The organism is Bradyrhizobium sp. MI1.11 (genome assembly GCF_055811255.1).
The window spans coordinates 104466-128727 of the sequence record NZ_JBVVPM010000001.1 but is presented as its reverse complement, the minus strand read 5'-3'; the positions used below and the strand labels follow the sequence as shown (position 1 = coordinate 128727).

23 protein-coding genes are annotated in these 24262 nt (G+C 63.7%); 11 read left to right on the top strand and 12 right to left on the bottom strand.

Annotation, left to right across the window (positions count from 1 at the left end):
• Positions 1–92: 92 nt before the first annotated feature.
• Complete coding sequence (locus tag AC0L30_RS00600; RefSeq protein ID WP_007593961.1) at positions 93–986, top strand: LysR family transcriptional regulator; 894 nt, start codon at positions 93–95, stop codon at positions 984–986.
• 30 nt (positions 987–1016) lie between these two features.
• Here AC0L30_RS00600 and AC0L30_RS00595 read toward each other — a convergent pair whose 3' ends face one another.
• Positions 1017–1934, bottom strand: a complete 918-nt coding sequence (locus AC0L30_RS00595) for an intradiol ring-cleavage dioxygenase (RefSeq protein ID WP_007593962.1) — start codon at positions 1932–1934, stop codon at positions 1017–1019.
• Between the two features lie 162 nt (positions 1935–2096).
• On the opposite strand from AC0L30_RS00595, the gene AC0L30_RS00590 reads away from it, so the two are divergent.
• On the top strand, positions 2097–3371 hold the full coding sequence (locus AC0L30_RS00590; RefSeq protein WP_007593963.1) for a serine hydrolase domain-containing protein: 1275 nt from the start codon (positions 2097–2099) through the stop codon (positions 3369–3371).
• A gap of 48 nt (positions 3372–3419) precedes the next feature.
• On the opposite strand, the gene AC0L30_RS00585 is transcribed toward AC0L30_RS00590, so the two are convergent.
• From AC0L30_RS00585 to AC0L30_RS00570, 4 genes are all read right to left on the bottom strand, one after another.
• Positions 3420–4739 carry a TRAP transporter large permease gene (locus AC0L30_RS00585; protein ID WP_007593964.1) on the bottom strand — a complete coding sequence of 440 codons (1320 nt, stop codon included), beginning with the start codon at positions 4737–4739 and terminating at the stop codon, positions 3420–3422.
• Positions 4736–5251 carry a TRAP transporter small permease gene (locus tag AC0L30_RS00580; protein WP_007593965.1) on the bottom strand — a complete coding sequence of 172 codons (516 nt, stop codon included), beginning with the start codon at positions 5249–5251 and terminating at the stop codon, positions 4736–4738. The genes AC0L30_RS00585 and AC0L30_RS00580 overlap by 4 nt, the downstream gene beginning before the upstream one ends.
• 79 nt (positions 5252–5330) lie before the next feature.
• Positions 5331–6329 carry a TRAP transporter substrate-binding protein gene (locus AC0L30_RS00575; RefSeq protein ID WP_473255071.1) on the bottom strand — a complete coding sequence of 333 codons (999 nt, stop codon included), beginning with the start codon at positions 6327–6329 and terminating at the stop codon, positions 5331–5333.
• Positions 6330–6688: 359 nt separating this feature from the next.
• Positions 6689–6922 (bottom strand): hypothetical protein, encoded by a 234-nt coding sequence (locus AC0L30_RS00570; RefSeq protein ID WP_219682739.1) that lies wholly within the window; start codon positions 6920–6922, stop codon positions 6689–6691.
• Positions 6923–7060: 138 nt separating this feature from the next.
• Here AC0L30_RS00570 and AC0L30_RS00565 point away from each other — a divergent pair, with 138 nt between their 5' ends.
• The 3 genes from AC0L30_RS00565 to AC0L30_RS00555 all read left to right on the top strand — a co-directional run bounded on the left by AC0L30_RS00565 (position 7061) and on the right by AC0L30_RS00555 (position 10355).
• Positions 7061–7405 carry a DUF1236 domain-containing protein gene (locus tag AC0L30_RS00565; RefSeq protein ID WP_007593970.1) on the top strand — a complete coding sequence of 115 codons (345 nt, stop codon included), beginning with the start codon at positions 7061–7063 and terminating at the stop codon, positions 7403–7405.
• A gap of 342 nt (positions 7406–7747) precedes the next feature.
• A complete protein-coding gene (locus AC0L30_RS00560) occupies positions 7748–9205 on the top strand; it encodes a sensor histidine kinase (RefSeq protein ID WP_007593972.1) in 1458 nt (485 codons plus the stop codon).
• Positions 9206–9218: 13 nt separating this feature from the next.
• A complete protein-coding gene (locus AC0L30_RS00555; protein ID WP_473255070.1) occupies positions 9219–10355 on the top strand; it encodes a mandelate racemase/muconate lactonizing enzyme family protein in 1137 nt (378 codons plus the stop codon).
• Here the strand turns inward: AC0L30_RS00555 and AC0L30_RS00550 are convergent.
• Positions 10352–11083 carry a cytochrome c biogenesis CcdA family protein gene (locus AC0L30_RS00550; RefSeq protein WP_007593977.1) on the bottom strand — a complete coding sequence of 244 codons (732 nt, stop codon included), beginning with the start codon at positions 11081–11083 and terminating at the stop codon, positions 10352–10354. The two genes, AC0L30_RS00555 and AC0L30_RS00550, sit on opposite strands and share 4 nt — an antisense overlap.
• A 206-nt stretch (positions 11084–11289) precedes the next feature.
• Complete coding sequence (locus AC0L30_RS00545; RefSeq protein WP_007593979.1) at positions 11290–11556, bottom strand: hypothetical protein; 267 nt, start codon at positions 11554–11556, stop codon at positions 11290–11292.
• 490 nt (positions 11557–12046) lie between these two features.
• On the opposite strand from AC0L30_RS00545, the gene AC0L30_RS00540 reads away from it, so the two are divergent.
• The 5 genes from AC0L30_RS00540 (at position 12047) to AC0L30_RS00520 (ending at position 16624) form a co-directional block, all read left to right on the top strand.
• On the top strand, positions 12047–13093 hold the full coding sequence (locus tag AC0L30_RS00540; RefSeq protein ID WP_219682743.1) for a LysR family transcriptional regulator: 1047 nt from the start codon (positions 12047–12049) through the stop codon (positions 13091–13093).
• A 29-nt stretch (positions 13094–13122) separates the two neighbouring features.
• Positions 13123–13494, top strand: a complete 372-nt coding sequence (locus AC0L30_RS00535) for a helix-turn-helix domain-containing protein (RefSeq protein ID WP_026233304.1) — start codon at positions 13123–13125, stop codon at positions 13492–13494.
• Positions 13495–13868: 374 nt separating this feature from the next.
• Positions 13869–15218, top strand: a complete 1350-nt coding sequence (locus tag AC0L30_RS00530; RefSeq protein ID WP_473403623.1) for a L,D-transpeptidase family protein — start codon at positions 13869–13871, stop codon at positions 15216–15218.
• A 111-nt stretch (positions 15219–15329) separates the two neighbouring features.
• Complete coding sequence (locus tag AC0L30_RS00525) at positions 15330–16151, top strand: enoyl-CoA hydratase (protein ID WP_473403622.1); 822 nt, start codon at positions 15330–15332, stop codon at positions 16149–16151.
• A 191-nt stretch (positions 16152–16342) separates the two neighbouring features.
• Positions 16343–16624 (top strand): hypothetical protein, encoded by a 282-nt coding sequence (locus AC0L30_RS00520; protein ID WP_007593987.1) that lies wholly within the window; start codon positions 16343–16345, stop codon positions 16622–16624.
• Between the two features lie 28 nt (positions 16625–16652).
• Here AC0L30_RS00520 and AC0L30_RS00515 read toward each other — a convergent pair whose 3' ends face one another.
• The 3 genes from AC0L30_RS00515 to AC0L30_RS00505 form a co-directional block, all read right to left on the bottom strand.
• The gene (locus AC0L30_RS00515) at positions 16653–17732 is read right to left on the bottom strand and encodes an isocitrate/isopropylmalate dehydrogenase family protein (RefSeq protein ID WP_007593989.1); all 1080 of its coding nucleotides are present in this window, start codon (positions 17730–17732) and stop codon (positions 16653–16655) included.
• A gap of 130 nt (positions 17733–17862) precedes the next feature.
• Positions 17863–18930 (bottom strand): alcohol dehydrogenase, encoded by a 1068-nt coding sequence (locus AC0L30_RS00510; protein ID WP_473366247.1) that lies wholly within the window; start codon positions 18928–18930, stop codon positions 17863–17865.
• 157 nt (positions 18931–19087) lie between these two features.
• Complete coding sequence (locus AC0L30_RS00505) at positions 19088–20284, bottom strand: CaiB/BaiF CoA transferase family protein (RefSeq protein WP_473255069.1); 1197 nt, start codon at positions 20282–20284, stop codon at positions 19088–19090.
• Between the two features lie 195 nt (positions 20285–20479).
• On the opposite strand from AC0L30_RS00505, the gene glgA reads away from it, so the two are divergent.
• Positions 20480–21895, top strand: coding sequence for a glycogen synthase GlgA (gene glgA, locus AC0L30_RS00500; RefSeq protein ID WP_219682748.1), 1416 nt, complete (start codon positions 20480–20482; stop codon positions 21893–21895).
• 143 nt (positions 21896–22038) lie between these two features.
• On the opposite strand, the gene AC0L30_RS00495 is transcribed toward glgA, so the two are convergent.
• Entirely contained in the window at positions 22039–22989 is a 951-nt protein-coding gene (locus tag AC0L30_RS00495; protein WP_354127766.1) for an oxygenase MpaB family protein, read from the bottom strand.
• Between the two features lie 94 nt (positions 22990–23083).
• Positions 23084–24229, bottom strand: coding sequence for a patatin-like phospholipase family protein (locus AC0L30_RS00490; protein ID WP_473255068.1), 1146 nt, complete (start codon positions 24227–24229; stop codon positions 23084–23086).
• Positions 24230–24262: the final 33 nt, after the last annotated feature.

Sequence of the window (24262 nt, the reverse complement as noted above, 5' to 3'; positions counted from 1 at the left end):
GGGGTTGGGGTCAGAAGACATCCCGGAAATTACTGATCCACATTCGGACCGATAGCCGCTATATCTGGACAGACTGTCTCACTGGTGGAACAATGGACCTGCTCGCACTCGCCGATTTCAATCTCGTTGCCCGGCACGGCGGGTTCGGCCGGGCCGCACGCGCCGCCGGACGCCCGAAAGCCACCCTGTCCCGGCGGGTCGCGGAGCTGGAAGCCGCGCTCGACCTGCGCCTGTTCGAACGGGGAGCGCGCACCCTGAAACTCACGCAGGAAGGACGCGCCCTTTACGAGCGGACGGGGGCCTTGCTCACCGAGCTCGACGAGACGGCGACAGCGATCGCCTCGGGTGGAGACAGGCCGCGCGGCAGCTTGCGGATCAGCGCGCCTATGCTGTTCTCGCAGACTGCAATGGGAAATCTCGCGGCCGGGTTCGCGCTCAGATATCCGGAGATCCGTCTTGAGGTCACGACGGAAGATCGCTCCGTCGACATGGTGGAGGAAGGGTATGATCTGGTGATCCGGGTCAATCCCGATCCGGATGAAAACCTGGTCGGACGAATCTTCTTGCGCGATCGGCTGGTGGTGGTGGCGAGCCCTGACCTCGAACGACCGCGGGACGGAATCGCCGTGCCGGCCGTCATGCGCGGCGCGGGCGATCAGCTAACAAGCTGGGACGTGACAACGCCAGGCGGACAATCGCGCATTGCGATTGATCCAGTCCTCCGCCTGTCGTCGCTCATCATGGTCCGCGATGCGGTCCGGGCCGGCGTCGGCGCTACGCGCCTGCCAGTGTCACTGGTCAGTCACGACCTCGCTGCGGGCACGCTGGTGCTTTGGGGCGATATCGAGGGACCGGAGATCGCGCTGTGGACGCTTTATCCATCACGCCGGCTCCTGAGTGCGCGCGTATCCGCCTTCCTCGACTTCATGAAAGAAGCCTTTCCGATGGGGACGCCTGACGAGCTGGCGGCCTTTATCGGGAGATGAGAGGGCGGCGCGTGCTCTCGCGCCTGACGGTCAGGCCGGCTCCTCCGCCTTCATCCCCAGCGGCTTGGGCGCCATGCCGCCGCCGGGCTTGAGGTGGAATTCGTAGGTCATCAGGTGCCACTGCCCGCTTGCCCTGGAGCCGTCGGGCATCTCCGGGTCGCTGCGCGGCTCGACCTTGGCGACGAGGTCGTCCTTCACGCCGAACACCACGTCGGAATCCAGATATTTGTCGCCGTCCATAAAGACGTGGGTGATCAGCGGCTCGTAGCCCTTGGCATTGACCAGGAAGTGCACATGCGCCGGGCGCATCGGGTGGCGGTTGGTCTGCACGATCATCTCGCCGACCGGGCCGTCAGTCGGGATCGGGTAGCTGCAAGGCAGGATGGTGCGGAAGAAAAAGCGGCCATCGCTATCGGTGATGAAGCGCGCCCGCGCCGAGGCGCCGACCTCATCATAGTTCGGCTTCTGCGAGTCGTAGAAGCCGTCATCGTCGGCGTGCCAGACGTCAACGGGGACATTCGCGAGCGGCTTGCCCTTGAGATCGGTGACACGGCTCTGCACGAACATCCGTTCGCCGGTCTGATTGTTCGGAGAGATGTCGGTGCCGTGCGCCGTCACCTTGTGCTCGCCGACATAGAACGGCCCGAGCACGGTGGTCTGGGTAGCGCCCTCGCGCTCGCGATGGTTGACCGCGTCGACCAACATGGAGACGCCGAGCACGTCGGACAGGAGGATGAATTCCTGCCGGGTGTCCGTGCATTTCTGGCCGGTGCGGGTCAGGAAATCGATGGCGTATTCCCACTCCTCAAAGGTGAGGCCGGTCTTGCTCACGTAATCGTGCAGCGACTTCACCAATTCCTGGAGCAGGAATTTCGCGCGCGGGTCGGGTGTCTGGTCAAAGCTCCGGACGACGGCTTCAGTGAGTTCGGTCTCGTTGAACTGGGTCATGGTGCGTTTGCCCTGGTTTTTTCGTTGGCCCGGGTGGGCTCCTTGGAGGCGTTCCAGGGCGCAGCCTACACCAGTCGGGCCGGCTGCGTTAAGCGCAGCCGGCTTGGAAAGAGGTCGCCATTTCGGCTATCACCTTTCCGATAAAATGCCCCGGAGGAACTGATGCTCGCCCCTACCCCCGCCTCGCCCGAATCCGTCGGTATGTCCAAGTCCGCGCTCGACCGTATCGATGCGCATCTGAAGAGCCGGTACATCGATGCCGGTCGCTTCCCGGGCACGCATCTCCTGGTCTATCGCCGTGGCAAGGTCGCCCACAGCTCTCTGCAGGGCTTTGCCGATATCGAGCGCAAGGCGCCGGTCAAGGACGACACCATCTACCGCATCTATTCCATGACCAAGCCGCTCACCAGCGTCGCCTTCATGATGCTGGTCGAGCAAGGCCTCGTCGCGATCGATGAGCCGGTCGCCAAGTACATTCCGGAATGGAAGGATCTCGGCGTGTTCGTCGCCGGCACCGCGCCGTCCTTCCTGACCCGGCCGCCGTCGCGGCCGATGCTGATCGTCGACCTCCTGCGCCACACCTCCGGCCTCACCTATGGCTTCCAGCAGCGCTCGAATGTCGATGCCGCCTACCGCGCTGAAAAGATCGGCGAGGTCGAGAAATCAGGCACGCTGCAGACCATGATCGAGAGCCTCGCGAAAATCCCGCTGGAGTTCTCGCCGGGCGAGGCCTGGAACTACTCGGTTTCGACCGACGTGATCGGTTACCTCGTCGGCAAGATCTCCGGGATCCCCTTCGAGCAGTTCCTGAAACAACGCATCCTCGATCCACTCGGCATGACCGACACTGATTTCCACGTGCCTGCTTCCAAGGCCCACCGGTTCGCCGCCTGTTACTCGGCCGACCCGGGCGGCGGCATGACCTTCCATGCCGGCCAGCGGCGCGAGGGACTGACATTACAGGACGATCCAACCAAGAGCTCGTTCCTGTCACCGCCGTCCTTCATCTCGGGCGGCGGCGGGCTGTGCTCGACGACGGCCGACTATCTCACCTTCTGCCGTGCGCTGCTCAATGGCGGCGAGCTCGGCGGCGTCAGGCTGATCGGGCCGAAGACGCTGGCATTGATGACGACCAACCACATTCCCGGCGGGCGCTTTCTCCCCGAGGTGTCGCGCTCGCTGTTCTCCGAAGCGACCTACAACGGCATCGGTTTCGGCCTCGGCTTCGCCGTGACCATGCGCCCGGCCGAGACACTGGTCGCCGGCAGCCCCGGTGAATACAATTGGGGCGGCGCGGCCACGACGTCGTTCTGGATCGACCCGGCGGAGGAGCTGATCACCATCTTCATGACGCAGGTGCTGCCATCCAGCGCCTACCCGCTCCGGCGCGAGCTGCGCAGCATGGTCTACGCCGCGATCACCGAGAGCAATCTCTAGACAAAATCACCGATCCCGCGGCATCAGAACCGCGGGATCAAGCCCCGTTCATTTCAACATCTCCGGCACGATCAGGCGCGGCAGGAACAGCGAAACGCTCGGCCAGATGATGACCGCCGCCAGCACGAGCAGCATCGGAATCAGCATGATCACCGTGTCCTTGAGCGCATAGCGCAACCGCACCCCGGCGATCGAGCAGGCGATCATCAGGCACAGGCCATAGGGCGGCGTCACCAGCCCGAAGGCCAGCGAGACGATCGATATGATCGCAAACTGCACCGGATGAAGGTCCACCGATTTCGCCAGCGGTTCGAGAACGGTGCCGACGATGATGATCGCCGGAATGGCGTCGAGGAAGCAGCCCACCACCAGAAAGCAGAACGCGATGAAGAAGCCGGCCCCGATCGCACCCATGCCCCAGGTCGAGACGTTGGCCAGCAATTCCTGCGGAATCCTGTAGTAGGCCAGCAGCCAGCCGAACGCGCTGGCGGTGCCCACGCAGAACAGCGCGACACCCGCGAGACGGCCGGTGTCGAGCAAAGCCTTGTAGAGTTCGCGCGCGCCGGTTTCACGGTAAAAGAATGTCGATAGCGCCACGGAATAAAGCACCGCGACGCAGGCGGATTCGGTCGCGGTGAACCACCCCAGCAGGATGCCGCCGACGATGATGAACGGCGTCAGCAGCGCCGGTATCGAGCGCCAGATGGCGCAGCACATCTCCCTCCAGGTGTCCTTCGGATAGGTCGGATAACCACGCCGCACGGCATAGACATGCACTGTTGCCATCTGCGCGCCGGCGATCAGCAAGCCCGGCACGATGCCCGCGAGATACATCGCGGCGATCGAAGTCGAGATCAGTCCGCCCCACACGATCATCAGGATCGAGGGCGGGATGATGACGGCGAGCACGGCCGACACCGCTGTAATGGCGATGGAGAACGAGAGGTCGTAACCCTCTTTGGTCTGGGCATCGATGAATATCTTGGACTGGCTCGCCGCGTCCGCGGTGGAGGAGCCGGAGATGCCGGCAAAGAACACCGACAGCACGACGTTGATCTGCGCCAGCGACCCCGGCCAGTGCCCGACCATCGAGCGCGACAACGCCACCAGGCGATCGGTGATGCCGCCAATGCTCATCAAATTGGCGGTGAGCAGGAAGAACGGCACCGCCAGCAGGATGAACGAATTGTAGGCGTTGAAGGTTTCCTGCGCGAGCGTCATCAGCGACAGATGCGGTTCGATCAGCAGGATCGGCACGCAGGCCAGACCAAGCGCGAAGGCGACCGGCACGCGTATGATGAGCAGGCCAACGAAAGTACCGAACAGGACCATCGCGGCCTGCCCGGCAGAAAGAACATTGCCGCTCATTGATTTGCCCCAACCAGAATCCGGATCTCGTCGACAATCTGTTCACCGGCGAACACGATCCAGGTCACGCCGGCAACCGGCCAGGCGACGTGGATCAGCCAAAGCGGCAGATCGGCCAGCTCCGAAGTTCTGTTCCAGGCAAAGCGGGTGAACTCGATGCCGGCGGATACGAACACCAGCGCCAGCACCAGCACGCCGAGCCGCGCAAGAATCCGCACCAAGGCTTCGCTTCGGCGTGACAGGTCAGGCCAGACGTCGACTTCAAAATGCTGCGACTCTCTGATGCCGACCATGGCGCCGATCATGATCGTCCAGATGAACATGAACCGCGCCATCTCCTCGGTCCAGATGTAGGACGGAATCAAAGGCGTGTAGCGCGAGATGATCTGCAACGTGACTGGAATGACCAGAAGGCCGACAGAGGCGGCGAGCAGGATTTCCAGCAGTTTTGCATAGGCCGCCGTTGCTCGGCGCCATGGCGACGGGTTCGGCGGCATCGATATTTCGGTCATTACGACTCCGGGGGATCATAATCACGCAATGGGGCAAGCCGTCTGGCTTGCCCCGCTGTCGCGTGGGCGGCGACAGTTCTCAGACGACGTTGATCTTCTCGAAAATGCCTTCCGCGCCGATTTCCTTGGCGTAGGTGGCCATCACGGGATCGGCGAGCTTTTTCATGGCGTCCCGCTCCTCGAACGGGACCCGCTTGAGCTTGCCAGCCTTTTCCAGCGTGTCGAGCTTGACGACCTCTTCGCTCGACTCCAGCTGACGGCCGTAGTCGCCGGCCTCCTTGCCGGCCTTCATGATCGCGTCCTGCAAATCCTTCGGCAGGGTCTTCAGCGTCTTCACCGAGAAGCAGATCGGCCGGATCGACACGGCGTGCTGGGTCAGGTTGAGATGCGGAGCCACTTCGTAGAACTTCATCGCCTCGACGCCGGCCGCCTCGTTCTCCCCGGCCGCTATCACGCCGTTCTGGATCGCGTTGTAGATTTCGTTATAGGCGATCACCGTCGGGCTCATGCCCACGGCCGCAAAGGTCTTGGACCAGATCGGCGCGCCCTGCACGCGCACCTTGAGTCCCCTAAGGTCGGCAAGAGTCTTGAGCGGCTTGTTGGCGAAGATATTGCGGATGCCACCGCCGGAATAGCCGATCAGAACGACCTCGGCCTTGGCCGCGACTTCGTCAGCGATCGGCGCCAGGATATTGGCTTCGACGACCTTGTTCATGTGTTCGATGCCCTTGAACACGAAGGGCGCGTCGATGAACGGAGCCGCCTTGGCGAAGGTCGACATGTGAGCCGGCGAGACGATGCCGTAATCGACGGCTTTGCCCTGCGACATGTACTCGAAATACTGCTTTTCGAGGCCAAGCGAGGAATTCCTGTGCAGCCTGAAGTTGACTGGCTTGCCGTAATACTTCTTCACCAGCTCTTCGAACCGGAGCAGGGCCCGGTTAAAGGCGTGGTCGTCGTTGAACTGGACCGCGCCGTTCAGCGTGATCGGCGACTGTGCCCTGACGATTGACGGCATGCCAATCGCGGCCGCCGCAGTGGTCGCACCGATCCCAGCGAGAAATGATCTTCGCTTCATCGTCTCCCCTCCCTTTGATGCTCCGGCCCTGTCGCCGGGCCGTGAGCGCAGCCGGTATGCGGCTTGCGAGAGGGAAGCGTATGGAAAACGTCGGCGGGACGGAAGTCATTTCGCGTGCGCGGGAGGTCCTCTTCGTCGCAGGGCCACTCTTCGCGCGAACTGTTGCACTGCAACTTGCGCTCCTGGCGACGCGTGGCAGGCTGAGGGGAGACAGGCTTGCGGACCTGTGCGCTGCACGCACAGATCCGCTCGCCTTCCACTGTGCTTTAATGCAAATGGCCGATCAGATAGATGCCGCCGCCGATCACCAGCACGGCAGGAACGGCCCAGAGAATCAGAACTGGCATTTGTCATCCTCCTCAGTTCGACGTGCAGACCTTGACGGTCTTCATGCCGCTTTCAGCCTCGGTGCGCGACTTGTAGATCGTGCCCGACGGGCTGACGACGGTCATGGACGTGTCCGTCGGCTTCTTGTCGACGATCGTGCACTTCTTGGTCTTGACGTCCTGCACGACATAGAACTCGTCGGCAGCGAACGCCGGCAGGGAAAACGCGGCAAGCATCAGTGCTGCAGTTACTATCTTCAACTTCATTGGTCGTCCTCCTCCAGAACCCGAGCCGTTCAGCCCGGTCATCTACAAACGGGAAAAAATGGTAATTGGTTCCCAGAGCCGGGAACGCTGTCGGCGATGAGGGGTTGTTGCGGCGCATATTCGAATGAGGAGAACGAGATGAAGAAGTTGTTCCTGCTTTCCGCCGCCGCGGTCCTGATTTCGACCGGTGCTTTCGCGCAATCGACCGTCGTAACGACGACCGGAACCGGTCACGCGGCGGCCGTTCAGATCGAGCCGCAATACCGGACCAGGATCAAATCCTACGTCACCGAGCATCGCATTCGCCCGGTCACGACGAAGGAGAAGATTATCGTCGGCGCGAAGGTGCCGAGCGACGTCGAGCTCGAGGCCGTTCCGGCCGACTGGGGCCCGTCCCTCACGAAGTATCGCTACGTCTACTCCGGCGATCGCGTGATGCTCGTCGATCCCGGCTCGCGTACGGTCGTTCAGGAAATTGATTGATCCAGGTGTAAGGGGGCCGCCTTGAAGGCGGCCTCCCTCTCTGGGAGTTGACGTTATGAGATCGCATCGAGAGGCCCGGATCGCCGGGCTCAGCCTGGCGGCCGTGTACGCCATGTGCCTGCTACTAACCGCAATCAGCATGAGCTGAGGCACAGCCGCCGACTGCGATGCAAAATCTTCTGGGCGGCTCGTCCGGACGCGAAAATTATGGCGCGGCGCAAATCCCGCCCCTATGGTCTCCCAAAATCATAAATCCGGCGCTCCCTTGCGCTGGAACCGGGACGCCCGCGTTTGTCAAAGCTCACTTTGCCGGTCCGGCTCGCTCTTCTGGTCACGGGAACGATGTTGCCGCTGATCGTCTTCGCGGTCGGTATTGCCGTCTACAATTACAAGCAGGACCGCAACGACGCGACCCGCCGCGTGCTGGAGAACGTGCGCAGCATGCGCCTCGTGCTGGACTCCGAGGTGCAGCGGATGACCGGCGGCCTGCAAGTGCTTGCGCTGACCAATTCGCTGCGCAATGACGACTTCCAGAGCTTCCGCCGCATGGCCCTCGGCTTCGTCGACCAATATGGCAAGGGCGGCCTGGTGCTGATCTCCGATCGCAAAGGCCGGCTGTTGTTTTCCTCCGCGACCGAGGACACCGCAAGCCTGCCGCCGCGCGGTCATCTCGAGATCATCGAGAAGGTGTTTGCGACCAGGTCGCCGCAATATTCCGACCTGTTCACCGGCGCGATCAACGGCCGACAGGTGCTTACGGTCGAGGTTCCGGTGCTCCGCGATGGCGAGGTGATCTACGACCTCTGCTTCAGTCCGCCGGTCAGCACCTTTCAGGACCTGGTCGAGAAGCAACGGCCCGACCAGAACTGGACGGTTTCCTTGCTCGACACCAAGGCTTTCGTGTTCGCGCGCACGCCGAACCCTACGGAGACGTTCGGCAAACGGGCTACCGGCACGCTGTATGAGAGTATATTGCGCACACCGGAGGCCGCACTCTCGACCGTTTCGCTCGATGGTGTTGCGTTGTCCACCGTCTATACGAGGTCGCGGCTCACTGGCTGGACCATCGTGGCCGGCGTCGCCGAGAGCTCGCTGATCGCTCCGCTCTGGCGCAACATCGCGATCACCAGTTTTATCGGCGGCATCCTGCTGCTGACCGGCCTGACCTTCGCGGTCAGGATGGCGACCACGATCGCGCGCGGCGAGATGCTGCACGATCTCCTGATCGACGAGCTCAACCATCGCGTCAAGAACACGCTCGCCTTGATGCAGGCGATCGCGGTGCAGACCTTCCGCAGCGCCAGCCGGGACGAGCGGACGAAGTTCGAGGGGCGGCTCGGCGCGCTGGCCGAAGCGCACAATTTGTTGAGCCAGGAAAAATGGGCGGGCTCCGAGCTGCGGGACGTGATCACCCGCGCGCTCCAGCCGTTCCTGCTGAACAATCCAGAGCGCATCCGCATGGCCGGACCCGCAGTGCCGCTGTCGCCGCGGCTCGCCGTGGTGCTGTCGATGATCGTGCACGAGATCGCCACCAACGCTGCAAAGTACGGCGCGCTGTCCAATGAGACCGGCCGGGTGACGCTGGAGTGGGAGGTCGTTGCCGAGGCGCCGAAGCCGCGGCTCCGCCTGATCTGGACCGAGATCGGCGGACCGCCGGTGACGGCGCCGGTGCAACGCGGCTTCGGCTCACGCCTGATCGAACGCAGCGCGCGCGACCAGCTCGGCGGCGAGGCAACGGTCGACTTCCTGCCGCGCGGCGTGGTCTGCACGGTGATTTGCGCGCTGGATGAGGCGCGATGAACGGAGGCCGGCAATGAAGATCACAAGCGTTCGCACGCACATCCTCGAAGCAAAGCTGTCGCAGCCCTTCGCCTATTCGCGCGCCTGGTACGACACGCGCACCGCGATGCTGGTCGAAATCGAGACTGACGACGGCCTTGTCGGCTGGGGTGAATGCTACGGCCCGGCACGAATGACGGCGGCGGTGGTTCGCAGCATCGAGCCATGGCTGATCGGCGAAGATCCGTTGCGCACCGACGTGCTGTGGCAGATGGTCTATGCGCGCTTGCGCGATCATGGCCAGAAGGGCGTCGTGATCCAGGGGATGAGCGGCATCGACATCGCGTTATGGGACATCAAGGGCAAGCATTTTGGCGTACCCGTGCATCAGCTTCTCGGCGGTGCCGCGCGCAAGCAGGTTGTGGCCTATGCGACCGGTCTCTACCGGCGCAAGTCAGGCGATCCGCTGACCTATCTGCCGGAGGAAGCGGCCGGTTATGCCGCCGAAGGATTCCGCGCCGTGAAGCTGAAGGTCGGTTTCGGCATCGCCGAGGATGCCGCAGTCACCCGCGCGGTGCGCGAGGCGATCGGCGCCGATGTCGCGCTGATGGTCGATGCGAACCACGCCTATGACGCGGTCGCGGCGATCCGGCTCGGCCGCCTGATCGAGCGCCATGACATCGGATGGTTCGAGGAGCCGGTGCCGCCGGAGGATGTCGCGGGCTATCGCGCGGTGAAATCCGCGCTCACGATTCCGGTCGCCGGCGGCGAGTGCGAATTCACGCGCTTCGGCTTTCGCGAGCTGTTCGTCTCGCACGCACTTGACATCGCCCAGCCCGACAGCTGCGCGGCAGGTGGTTTGAGTGAATGCAAGAAGATCGCCGACATGAGCGAGGCGTTCGGCATCCGCTACAATCCGCATGTCTGGGGCACCGGCATCGCGATCGCGGCCTCGCTTCAGCTCCTCGCCGTGCTGCCGTCGCACACGCCGACTTCGCTGTCCTCGCTCGAGCCGATGCTTGAATTCGACCGCACCGAACATCCGATCCGGCAGGCGATTTTGAAGGAACCGATCGAGCATGAGAGAGGCGTCGTGCGGGTGCCCGAGGGGCCTGGCCTCGGCATCGAGATCGACCGCGAGGCGCTGGCGCGCTTTGCGGCGGAGGCCTAGCCGATCGTCTGCAACGCCGGAAACGTCTCCAGCAGCCAGATGCTCACGTTCGAGACCGCGCCGGTGAGGAATCCAATGCCGGTAATCACCATCAGGACGCCCATGGCGCGCTCGACATTGACGAGATGGCCCTTCATGCGCGCGAACAGGGTGGAAAATTGCTCGATCATCAGGGCCGCGATCAGGAAGGGAATGCCGAGGCCGGCCGAATAGACCGCGAGCAGGCCGGCACCCTTCGTCACCGTGGCTTCGGCCGCGGCGACCGAGAGGATCGCGGCGAGGATCGGGCCGATGCAGGGCGTCCAGCCAAAGGCAAAGGCCAGCCCCATCACATAAGCGCCCCAGAGGCCAACGGGCTTGGGCGCGGTCAAGCGTCCCTCGCGCATCAACAGGCCGATGCGCGTCAGGCCGAGGAAGTGCAGGCCCATGACGATGATAACGATGCCGGCGAGGATCGAGAGTTCGGCCGACCAGGCGCGGATCAGTCCGCCGATCAGAGAGGCGCTGGCGCCGAGCGCCACGAACACCGTGGAGAAGCCGAGCACGAACAGGAGCGCCGACATCATGATGGCGCGCTTGGAGGTCGAAGCGGGCTCGTTGCTTTCGACATGCTCGATCGTCGCGCCCGTCAGATAGATCAGGTAGGGCGGAACCAGCGGCAGGACGCAAGGGGAGAGGAAGCTGACGAGGCCGGCAATCAGCGCCGCCGGGATCGAAACGTTTTGCATGATGCAGTCGGAGCCATCTCAGGCCCCGGTGCGGCGCGCGGGGAATGCGCGCGGCCCGGAGCCGAACCGGCTCTGGTGTAGCCGATGCCAGCGAATGCGCAACAGAGGCGCACAAAACCAGGGCTCCTCCCGATGCCGTCTGTGATCACAGATGCGGCATCGGGACACGCACAAATCTCGCCAAAAAGCGAAACTCGGCGGCGCGGCTACTTCACCACGCGGAGCAGCGGACGCCGGGGCTGGTCCTGCGTCTGCTTGGAGGGGGGCTGCGGTTCGTTCGTGGCCGTCCGCAGCATTTCGTCGCACAGTGCCTTGAGATCGGCACTGTCAATTCCTTTGAGTTTCATCCGCACGTCCAGGATGACAATGGACAGCAGCTCGGCCGACTCGCGGCTGTTGCTCTCGTTGAGCACCCTGCGGCACTCTTCGAGCGTTTCCAGCACCGACTGCAACTGTTCGTCTGAATGCGACACGGCGTTCTTTCCGCTAATTCGGCCTGTGAGACGTGGTTGTGACGACCCTTTTGGCCCCCATGGAGCGTTGAGGATAACACGAGGCCGCTGCGCCCCCGAACAGGATTTCAGTGTGTTTCTGCCTTGAAACCGCGGTTCCCGCGCGTATCGCGTCGCCCCGCCGACCGTCGTCGAAACGCTCAGTCGTAAAACGCCTGGCGTGCTGCAATTGATCCATCGCGGAACGCGGCGCCGGGTCTCGCCCATGGACGTTCATCGCGGACAGCGCCGACGATCCCGCAGCCATGTCACGGCTCACAACGGAACTCACGCCACACCCCTCATACGGGCGATGGTTTGCCCGATTCCCAGCCCTTGTTCCCAGCCCTGGCAGCACCGGAATACCACCTGCGGCGTAGTAAGGATGACGTTCAAAACTCGTCGTTCCCCAACCCGCAGTGGTTGTGGTTTGCGCCAGATTCTGCCAGTTTAGCGACCCGAAGGGACTTGTATGCACTCCTTGGCGGAAAGGGGCGTTCCACTGCAGGAACGCCCAAAGACAAACATCAGCGGCCTGTCGGACTGGGATGCGGCGCGCATTTTCCTGGAAGTCGTCCGATGCGGAAGTTTCCGTTCGGCGGCCGAGCGCCTGTCGCTGTCGATCAATGCCGTCCGCCGCCGGATCGATGATTTCGAACGCCAGACCGGCACCACCCTGTTCACCCGCGACGTCCACGGCACTCATCTGACCGACGAAGGCGCGCTGGTGGTCTCCGCCGTCGAGCAAATGGAGGCGGCCGCGTTCGACGTGCTGCGCACCAGCGATTCGACGGCGAACGCCCTGTCCGGCGAGGTCCGCGTCGCCGTCACCGAGGGACTGGGCACATTCTGGCTCGCCCCGCGACTGGTCGAATTCCAGCAGGCCTTTCCGAAGATCCTGGTCGACCTGCACTGCGCGATGCGCTCGGCCGACGTCTCTCGCCATGAGGCCGATGTCGCCATTCACCTGTCGCGGCCCTCCGCGCTCGACGTCAAGCTGGTGCGCCTCGGCCGCATGCATCTGATGTTCTGGGCCTCCGAGAAATACATTTCAAAACATGGCGCGCCGCGTTCGGCGATGGAGTTGATCAAGCACCGCCTGGTGCTGCAGTTCGCCGACCAGCTCGACGCCAAGCAAACTTTCGAGAGCTTCTTCCCCGGCGTTCCGGAGCGTGACCTTCTGGTCATGAAGACCAACGTCTCAAGCGCCAATTACTGGGCGGTCGCGAATGGTGCCGGAATTGGCGTATTCCCGAGCTACGCCGTCGCGCTTGGCGGGAAGTTGATTCCACTGGAGGTCGAGCTGAACAGATCGCTGGATATCTGGTTGTCCTACCACGCTGGTAGCGGCCGGATTCCGCGAGTGCGGCACATGATTGACTGGCTGATCGAAGCCTTCAATCCGGCGCGTTTCCCGTGGTTTAAGGAAGAGTTCGTGCACCCGCATGAATTCAAGGACGAGTATATGGGCGAACCCCTGACCCACCTCTTCGGGGGGTTTTCAACCGAAGACCGATGAGAAAAAAGATGAAGACAGCGGCGAAGAGAATGAAGCAGCGCAGTGCCGGCAAGCCGGACATTGAGTTGGGCAAGCGAATCCGTCTGCGGCGCGTCGAGATGAAGGTCTCGCAGGCGGAGCTCGGCGAGAAGCTCGGCGTCAGTTTCCAGCAGGTCCAGAAGTACGAGAAGGGCGTCAATCGCGTCGGCGCGGCCCGGCTTCAGCAGATCGCCACCGCCCTCGATGTGCCGGTGACCTTCTTCTATGACGGCGACAACAAGGCGCGCGAAGTCGAGAGCCTGCTCTTCCTGGACTCGGCCTTCAGCCTCCGCCTGCTGCGCGCCTACAGCAAGATCAAGGACCAGACGGTGCAGCGTCAGCTCGTCTCTCTGATGGAATCGATCGCGGCGAACGAAGCCTGAGCCGATCGGCGTTCGCGCCTTTCCGCCCGATGTTCAATCCGCCGCGTCACGGGGACGCGGCTGGATTGGACGAGACCCGGACGAGATCTATCCGGCCCGCGCGCTCGCGCAGACTTCTCGGGGCGGCATCACCGCCCCTTTTTGTTGACCATTTTTCCCGCCGTCGCCCGCGGTTTTCGCGAACCGATTCCGGCCCTGTCGCGACCCAATCCAGAGACCGCCGTCCGACGTGCGGGGCTCGTGATGCGCCGTGCTTAAGGGAGCCGCAACCGGGAGGCGCTAGCCTCTCGCCGATTTCTCGAATCAGCACGACCACCGGAATTTCCGACGCGATCGCCCGTCCGGGCCTCGCTCTCATGGGGAATATGGGACACATGTCGAAACGCCATGCGATGATCATTGCCGTCGGCATGCTTGCGAGCGCCTCCGCGCTTGCGCAGACCGAGACCATTGGGCAGGCCGGGCCTAAGCCGGCGACTACGGCTGGCACCGTGCCGGCCGCCGCCAATCCGGCCCACGCAGCCGCCCCGAAAACCGCCGCGCCGGCATCCGCTTCGACGGCAGAAAGCCGCTCGGCCGCGGCGCTCGCGCTGACGCATGAGCCGACCTATGACGAAGGATCCGCCCAGCGCATCAAGGATGCGGCACTGAGCTATTCCGATCTGGCCGTGCGCGGCGGCTGGCCGGCCATCCCGGCAGACGCCAAATTCGCGCCCGGCGCCCAGGGCGCCAATGACGATCTCCTGCGCAAGCGGCTGATCGTCTCCGGCGATCTTGCCGCCGACAGGGCGAGCGGCGCCTTCGACCAGGATCTCGCCGACGCCGTGAAACGCTTCCAGGCCCGCCACGGCCTTGCACCGACCGGAACGATGACACCACGCACGATCGCGGCGATGAACGTGCCGGTGCAGACGCGCATCCGGCAGCTGGAGGCTTCGCTGCAGCGGCTCGAGAACATGAATTTCGGCTTCGGCCAGCGCTATGTCGTGGTCAACATCCCCGCCGCCTTCGCCGAAGCCATCGAGAACGACGTCGTGGTGAGGCGCTATCGCGTGATCGTCGGCAAGACCGAAAAGCCCTCGCCGACGCTGACGGCCCAGATCAGCAGCGTCGTCCTCAATCCGACCTGGACGGTGCCTTCCTCGATCGCCAAGACCGAGATCTCCGCGCATATGCGCAAGGATCCTACCTATCTGTCGCGCATGCACATGGAGGTGCTCGACGCCCACGACAATCCGATCGATCCGAATTCGGTTGATTGGTCGGGCACGCATACGCCGAATTTCACCGTGCGCCAGCACAACGGCACGTTCAACGCGCTCGGCGCGGTCAAGATCGACATGCCGAATTCCTATTCGGTCTACATGCACGACACCAACCAGCGCAATCTGTTCAGCGATGATTACCGCTTCGATTCCCATGGCTGCTCGCGCGTCGACAATGTGCGCGATCTCGCCGCGTGGCTGTTGAAGGACCAGCCGAAATGGAGCCGCGCCGCGATCGACGCGGAAATCGCCAGCGGCCAGCATCTCGAAATCGCCATGGTGAAGAAAGTGCCGGTGGCCTGGATCTATCTCACGGCGTGGATGACCAAGGACCAGACCGTCCAGTTCCGCAACGACGTCTATAACCAGGACGAGCAGCTGCTGGAGGCGACCGCCGAAGAGGCGGCCTTCTTCAGCAATGCCGGCAGCCATCCGCTGACCGCGCATATGACGAGATAGATCGCGCCATGCAATCGCGGCACAGGCGGCTGCACAGCCACGTCCGTTGCCGCGGTTGACCCTGGCCTCGCCCCGGCCGAACATTGCGCTTCGCCAACGAAAGCGAGCGCGATGTCCGACATGTCCAGCACGACCGAAACTCCTTACGCCGACGGCAAGATCCTCAAGCACATAGCCGGTGGCGTCGGCGTGATCACCTTCAACAATCCCGACAAGCGCAATGCGATGTCGCTGGAGATGTGGGAGGGATTTGGCGAGGCGCTGACAACCTTACGCGATGACGCTGCCGTGCGCGTCGTGATCCTGCGCGGCGGCGGCGGCAAGGCGTTCGTGTCGGGCGCCGACATCAGCCAGTTCGAGAAGGCACGCCATAACGCCGCCGCTTCCGAGGAATATGGCAAACGCAGCGCCGCCCAGCGCGCGCTGCTCGCCGATTATCCCAAGCCGACCATTGCCTGCATCCAGGGCTTTTGTCTCGGCGGCGGCATGCAAGTGGCGATGCTCGCGGACATCCGCATTGCCTCCCATGGCAGCCAGTTCGGCATTCCCGCGGCGAAGCTCGGCATCGCCTATGGCTATGATGGATTGAAGCACTTGGTGTCGTTGGTTGGCCCGTCCTGGGCCCGACTCCTGATGTATACGGGCATGCGCATCGATGCGTCGGAAGCGCTGCGCATCGGGTTGGTCGAGCGCGTGGTTCCGGAGGATCAGCTCTGGGGCGAGACCATGGCCATCGCCGAGACGATCTCGCAAAATGCGCCGCTCGCGATCAAGGCTGCCAAGCTCACCATCGCGCAAGTGTTGAAGGACGAAAGCGGGCGCGACATGGACGCGATCAAGGCGGCCGGCACGGCCTGCATGGACAGCGCGGATTTTCGCGAGGGCCGGCAGGCCTTCATGGAGAAGCGCAAGCCGCAGTTCCAGGGACGGTGATTCCGTTATCAGCGAGCAAAATGAAAAACAATCCAGAGTGCCTCTGCCTGCTTCGTCGCTTTGGCTCTTCGCGATGACGGCCGCCAACGTGAACATGCATTCACGAAGATTAAATTCCCACGCCGCTGCAACACCATAGCAACCAGCTGATTTGCTGGAAGTTCTCTCGCCATCAAACGAGGGAGATTGCGATGAAACTCAAATTTGCTGTTGTTGGTCTGGCTGCCCTGGGCGGCGCAACGCTCGCATCAGGACAGGCGCTCGCAGCGATGCCGAACGGCATTCCGCAGGCCGACCGTATCGCGAGCGGCCCGGCAGCCGACGTCGATCAGGTGCGCTGGGTCTGCAACCCCTGGGGTCGCTGCTTCTGGCGTCCGAACTATTATGGCGCCTACGGCTTTTACGGCGGCCCGCGACGCTTCTACGGCGGCCGTCCGTGGGGCTGGGGCCATCGCCACTGGCGTCGCTGGTGAACTACAAGGGGCCGCGAGGCCTCTCTTCCTACAAAGCCGCGAGCACCGCCTTCGTGATGTCGGCGGTGCCGTTGCTGCCGCCGAATTCCATCGGCTTCAGGCCGCCGGCATAGACCTTGTCCACGGCGCGCTCAATTTGTTCGCCGGCCTCAGCCGCGCCCTCGACGCCGTGCTTGTCGGCGAGCCAGTCCAGCATCATCGCGGCCGACAGGATCATCCCGGTGGGATTGGCCTTGCCCTGCCCCATGATGTCGGGCGCGGTGCCGTGGCACGGCTGGAACACGGCGTATTTGTCGCCGATGTCTGCCGACGGCGCCATGCCGAGGCCGCCGATCAGGCTCGCGGTGATGTCGGAGACGATGTCGCCGAACATGTTCTCCATCACCATCACGTCGAAATCCCAGGGACGCTTCACCAGCATCGCCGAGCAGGCATCGACATAGAGCCGGTCGGTCTTCACCTCCGGATGACGCTTGGCGATGTCGTCGAAGATGCCGCGGAAGAACGCAAAGGCCTTGAACACGTTCGCCTTGTCGACGCAGGCGAGCGCGCCGGGCTTGCCGCGCGCCTTGCGCCGTTCGGCGAGGCGAAACGAGAACTCGAACAGGCGCTCGGACGTCTTGCGCGTGATCACCATGGTCTCGCGCGCCTCCTCATGGGTGACGACGCCCTTGCCCATCGAGGCGAACAGGCCTTCGGTAGACTCCCTGATCACGACGAGATCGATGCCGCGCTGGTCGGCGCCGACTATCGGGCTCGGTACGCCCGGAATGAGCCGCGCCGGGCGCACACCGGCATAGAGATCGAAGATGAAACGCAGCTCGATCTGCGGCGCGATCTCGGTGTTGTCAGGGTAGCGCACCGACGGCAGACCGCAGGCGCCGAGCAGGATCGCGTCCGCCTCCTCGCACAGCTTGATGGTGGTATCGGGCATCGACTTGCCGGTGGCGAGATAATGATTGGCGCCCGCCGGCGCCTCGGTGAAGCGGAAGCTCAGGCCGGATTTCGTCTCGATCTTGCGCAGGACTTCGATGGCCGGCGCCATGACTTCGGGACCGATGCCGTCACCGGCGAGCACGGCAATGTGGAAGGCGTTATTTGCGGACATGGGGCTTCCGAATGAAGGAGAGAGAGACTCGTCATTGCGAGGAGCTCTTGCGACGAAGCAATCCAGACTGTTCCGCGGAGGGATTCTGGACTGCTTCGCTGCGCTCGCAATGACGGAGGATAGACCGAGGCTACGGCGTCAGCACCGTGCGGCCAACCACCGCGCCCTGCTGCAGCTGCACCAGCGCGTCGTTGGCCTTGGCGAGCGGCTGCCGCGTCACGGGGATCGGCGCTATGTTCTTCGCTCGCACGAGGTCGAGCAACTCCTGCGTCTCGCGCAAATTGCCGACATAGCTGCCCTGGATCGTCACCGCCTTGATCGGAATCAGCGGCAGCGCCCAGGTCGCGCCGCCGCCGAACAGGCCGACGAGCACGAGCTTGCCGCCCTTCGTCAGGCAGTCGAAGCCGAGTTGGGTGGTGGCGGCGTTGCCGACGAGATCGAGCACGGCGCGGATGGGACCACCGGCTTTCTTGGCAAGCTGCTCCAGCGCGTCGGGCGTCTTGGGATCGACGGTCGCGAGCGCGCCGGCTTGCTCCGCGCCTTCGCGCTTCTTCGCGTCGATGTCGACCATGATCGCGCCCTTGCCGCCCATCGCCTTCAGCAGCGACAGTGCCATCAGGCCAAGTCCGCCGGCACCGAACATCACGATCGGCGTGTCGAAGTGCTGCTCGAGCTTCTTCAGCGCGCTATAGGTCGTGACGCCCGAGCAGGCGTAGGGTGCGGCCGACGCGGGATCGAGGCCTCTCAGATTGAGCAAATAGCGCGGATGCGGCACCAGCATGTGGTCGGAATAGCCACCGTCGCAGTAGACGCCGAGCGAGCGCGGCGTCAGGCACATGTTCTCATCGCCGGCGAGACAGGTCGCGCATTTGCCGCAACCGATCCAGGGATAGACCAGCCCGACATCGCCGATCTTCACGTCGCCCTGGTCCGACGACTTCACGTTCGGGCCGAAGGCGAGGACCTCGCCGACCGTCTCGTGCCCCATGGTCAGCGGCAAATTGATGCCGCGGTCCTTCAGCGAGAGCGGCTTGCGGCCGTGGCCGAGATCGTAGCCGCCTTCCCAGATGTGAAGGTCGCTATGGCAGACGCCGGCGGCCTTTACCTTGATCAGCACCTGCGTGCCGGACGGCTGCGGCGTCGCCTCGTCGAACTCCTGCAGCGGCGCCTTGAAGTCGGCGACCTTGAAACTTTTCATCGGTGTCCTCCCGGATACTTTTCTTGTCGCCGCCACCATGGCATGGGCGGCAGGACGAGACAAACTCGACCTGTCTAGTGTGGGCTGGTGGATCATGGCAAGCCGGCCACGCGGAAAGCCGCATTGCTCGCTGCACGAAGCTGTCCGTCAGACTTCGTCAGCCTTGCGCGGCTGTTTTGCCTGACGGAATTGGTCCACCGTCGGTGAGCCCGATCTCCGCGCGCAGCCCGTCGGTGTGCTCGCCAAGAACGGCCATCGTCTTGCCCGGTGTCGTATCGGCACCGGTCATCCGGAACGGCAGATTGAGCACCTGGAACGAACCGCCTTCATCCTCCACAGACGAGAGCGCCTCACGGTGCGCGAGCTGCGGATCGGCCAGTGCTTCGGACACAGTGCGGTAGGCCGAGGCCGGCACGCCGGCCGCACCTAGCGCGACAAGACAGACATCGGTCGAGAGCTGCCGCGACCAGGCCTCGACACCGTCCATCAAGTCGGCCCAATGATCGCGGCGCGCCGCGTAGGCGGCGAAGCGCGGATCGGAAATCCAGTCGGGGCGGCCGATCACGCCCATCAGTCCCTGAAACGTCTTCTCGCTCGCGACCGTGATCATGACATAGCCATTGGCCGTCTCGGTCGGCCCGAACATCGGGCGCGGCGGCGGCTTCACCGCGAATTGCGAACTCTGCAACTCCGTCAGCGTCAGCGTCAGCATCGATTCCAGCATGGAAACGTCGATGTGCTGGCCGAGCCCAGTCAAGGTGCGCTGGTAGAGCGCCGACGCGATCGCGCCAAACCCGTAGGTGCCGGTGACGACGTCGGCATGGTAGATGCCGCAATAATCCGGGCGGCTGCGGCCGGGCTGGTAGGCGAGATGCGCCATGTCGTAACCGGAGGCTGCATGGATCACCGGCGCATAGGCCGGCAGCTCGGCCGACGGGCCGCTCTGGCCGTAGCCGGAGATCGAGCAGTAGATCAGCTTCGGATTGACGGTGCGTATTCTGTCATAGTCGAGCCGCAGCCGATGCATCACGCCGGGGCGAAAGTTCTCGACCAGGATGTCAGCAGTCGCGGCCAGCCGGCGGACCGCCTCCTTGCCGTCCTCGGACTTGAGGTCGAGCACGACGCTCTTCTTGCCGACGTTGAGCTGGCCGAACACGGTGCTGCAGCCCTTGCGCAGCGGCGGCCGGGTCCGCATCGTCTCGCCGCCGTCGGTCTCGATCTTGATGACCTCGGCGCCCATGTCGGCCAGCATCCGCGCACAATGGGGACCGGCGATGGTGGTCGAAAAATCCAGGACACGGAGGCCGGCGAAGGCCTTTGTCGTGGTCCCCTCATGCTTATCTGATAGCTGCATGCCTGCTTGCGTCCTTGAGTCACTTAGGAACTTATCGAAGTTCTCTGTTGTTGGTGCGCCGACCCTAGAGGGCGGCGGCTGAGTAGGAAAGTCTTTAGCGAACAGACACGTCTCGCGGGCGGCTTTGGGAATTCCGGGGCAACTGGACCCGTTCTTGCATAGCAGCAATCGGGCTCCGGCAGAGGGCAGCAGTTCTTGAGGGTCTTGTTCGTTACGACAGAAATGGACGACTTTGTCCGCGTCGGCGGACTTGGAGCCGTTTCCGCTGCACTCCCCCGAGCCCTCCGTCCTTTCGCCGACATCCGGGTCATGTTGCCTGGCTATCGCGACATCATCGAACAACTCACGCATATTCAGATCGTTGGCCGCTGTCCGGCGTTCGCGGAGATGCCGGCCTGCTCGCTCGGCCGCGCCGCGACCAAGGACGGTCTGCCGGTCTATGTGTTGTTGTGTTCGCAACTCTACGACCGGCCCGGCAACCCCTATGGCGACGAGTCCGGGCGCGACTGGCCCGACAACGACATCCGTTTCGCTCGCTTTGCCTCGGCCGCCGCTGAGCTCGCGATGGGCACGCTGGACAAGGATTGGGCAGCAGACCTGATCCATGCCAATGACTGGCAGGCTTCGCTCGTGCCGGCCTACCTCGCTTGGCGCGGCTCCAAGCTGCCGTCGATCCTGACCATTCATAACCTCGCCTATCAGGGCCTCTTCCCGAAGGACTCGCTGCGGCGGATCGGCGCACCGGAGAGCTCCTTCCATATCGACGGCGTCGAGTTCTACGACCAGCTCTCCTTCCTCAAGGCCGGGCTGGTCTACGCCTCGCATCTCACGACAGTCAGCGGCACCTATGCGCGGGAGATCACCACGGATGAATTCGGCTGCGGTCTCGAAGGCCTGCTTCGAGTCCGCTCCGACGCGGCCGAGCTCACCGGCATCCTCAACGGCATCGACGAGAGCTGGGACCCGCGTTCCTGCGCCCAGCTTGCCCAGCAGTTCGGCGCCGGCGACTGGATAGGCAAGAAGGCCAATGCGGACTATGTGCGCAAGCAGTTCGGGCTTGCGGTGTCGCGCGGCCCGATGTTCGGCATCGTCGCCCGGCTGGTGCACCAGAAGGGCATCGATCTCGTGCTGGCGGCGGCCGACGAGATCGTCGATGCCGGCGGGCAGATCGTGGTCACCGGCTCCGGGGAGCCGGCGCTCGAGCAGGCGCTGATCGACGCGCATCGCCGGCGCCCTGACGCGATCGGGGTCGTGATCGGCTTCAACGAGGCCCAGGCGCGCCGCATCTTCGCCGGCAGCGATTTCACATTGATGCCGTCACGCTTCGAGCCCTGCGGGCTCAGCCAGATGTACGCCCAGCGCTTCGGCTCGCTGCCGATCGGCCACCAGACCGGCGGCCTCGCCGAGACCATTACCGACGGCGAAACCGGCTTCCTGTTCTCAAAACCCTCGCACGAGTCCTTCCTCGGCGGCGTCCGCCGGGCGTTCTCCGCCTTCGTGGCACAGGACCAGCTCGACACCATGCGTCGCAGTGCGATGGGACGGTCGTTCTCCTGGAGCATCCCGGCCGGCAGCTACAACGCGCTGTACCGGAAGCTGGCGGCGGTGTGAGCGCGCGGCGACGGCGTGTCCTTCGCGCTCCGTCCTTGCGAGCGTAGCGAAGCAATCCAGACTGTTTCCGTGGCAGCAGCCTGGATTGCTTCGTCGCAAGGGCTCCTCGCAATGACGGTGGTTTGTGGCAACGGCGGAGGACTTCACCCCTTCCGGCGCTGATCCATCTGCGACCGTCCGATCCAGGCACGGTTAAGGCACCGCGTCATCCAGTCCGGCTGCAGCTCGCCGCGCAGCCTCGCCTGCGCTTCCTGGTAGGGACCGACATAGCGCAAGCGATCCGGCAACTTCGGGTAGACGCGTCGGATCCATTGCAGCGCGTTGTCGGCTGACCTCTTCTCGCGCTCATCAAGCTCGAACCCAAATCCCACACCCAGGCGTTCCGGCAGCAGGCTTGCCGTGAGCGCGCGATACCAGCGCGGCGGACGCAACCACGGGCGCGCGCCACCAAAGATTTGCGCGGCGATCTCGCGCGCCGCCGGACTGACAGTCAGCGTATCCGAGTGCGTCATTGCCGCGGTGTAGGCCGCAAAGCCTGACCAGTCCGCGGGCAGATCGTGTGCCGTCAACCCGAACAGGGCACCGAACAACCGACTCTCGGCCCAGTAGCGTTCGCGTTCCTCCGCCGAAAGCGGCGGCAAAACCAGATCATGCGACATCAGCGCGGTCTCGACCAGCGTGGCATGAACCCAGCGCAGCGACGGGATGTCGTTGGCACAGTAGCGCGAGCCTGCCGCGAACGGACCGACGGTCTCCGGCATCTCGCCGACGATCATGCTGTGGCGCCGGTGCAGTTGCCGCGACGACAACAGCGCGCGGTCGAGCGAGCCGAACACCATGGCAAAGACGATGTCGAAGGTGCGATGAAATCGTCCGATCGGATCGGCCAAGGTTTTCGAATGCTCGGCGATGGCAGCAGCGACCCAGGGATGCGCCAGCTGCAGCAACAGCGCACGACCGGCGCCGAGAAAGATCACGGCCTCGCGGTCGATCTGCCAGGTCATCGTGTCAGGGCCGAACACACCAGCAACCGGTCCCGCCATATCAGCACGAACCTGATCGAGGGCAGATTCCAGATCTCTCTCAGCGACCAATTGCAAGGCCTCGCGACGAAGACAGCGGGCGACAATAACCCGGACGGCCTTCCCGTGAAATCGTCACTGCGAGAAACAATGACGGACGAAGCCCTCACTCCGCCGCAATCGGCATGACGTCCATATGTTCGTGCAGCACCACGCCCGCAAGCGGATCGAACTCGCCAACCCAGGGCCTTCGCTCCAACACGGACTTTGTGTGCGAATAGCCGGCATCCCAGCGCCGCATGATGCCGGACGGACTGAAGTCGATATCCTTGGTGTGGTTCTCGCGATCGAGCTGCGGCGCAAGCAGGCGCACGACATGCATGCGTGTCGGGCAACCATAGCTCGCCAATTCACGAACCGCCGGATCGCTGCGCTCGCTCTCGGGCAGTCGCGCGGCGAGCTGGTTGATGACATGGCGCAGGCGATGGGCTTGCTGCTGGCGCGTGATCTGGCTCGCGATGCGGCTGGAATACTGCACGTCCTTGTGCCGGTTCAAGACCTCCGCCATCGTGGTTGGCTCGGCGCCGACGGGATTCCACAAATGCACGGCGAAGATCAGCGAATTTTTACGCGGATTATCATCAAAGACCGCCTCGGTCGGCGTGTTCGACAAAATACCGCCGTCCCAATAGAGCTCGCCATCGATCCGCACGGCCGGAAACGCCGGCGGCAGCGCGCCTGACGCCATGACATGCTTCACCGTCAGCTCACCGTCGCGGCTGTCGAAATAGCGCATCTGGCTGTTGCGGACGTGAGCGGCGCCGACCGTCAACCGTGGCGCACAGCGATTGATCCGGCCGAAATCGACGAGCTCGAGCAGCGTCCGCTCCAGCGGGGCCGTCGAATAGAAGCCGGCGTGATCGGCTCCGAGGGGATAGGAATCGCCCGCATGCGCCAATGGATTGGGACGGAAGAAGCCGGGAATGCCGTGGGTCACGGTCGACCAATAGGCGAGCTTTTCGTTGAAGTCGGGAAACGCGGTGCGCAGATTCCAGACCGGATTCTGCTCCATTCGTTTCCAGAACTCCTTCAGGCGCTGCAGCCGCTGGTCGGGCGCGTTGCCCGCAATGAGGCAGGCATTGATGGCGCCGATCGAGGTGCCGATGATCCAGTCCGGCTCGATGCCGGCCTCGTGCAGCGCCTGGTACACCCCGGCCTGATAGGACCCGAGCGCACCGCCGCCCTGAAGCACCAGCACCACCTGGCCGGGCAGATCCTTCGACACGCTGGTATCGGGCTTTACGCCGTTCATATCCTGCTCCCTGAGAGCCCGTATCCTTGCCAT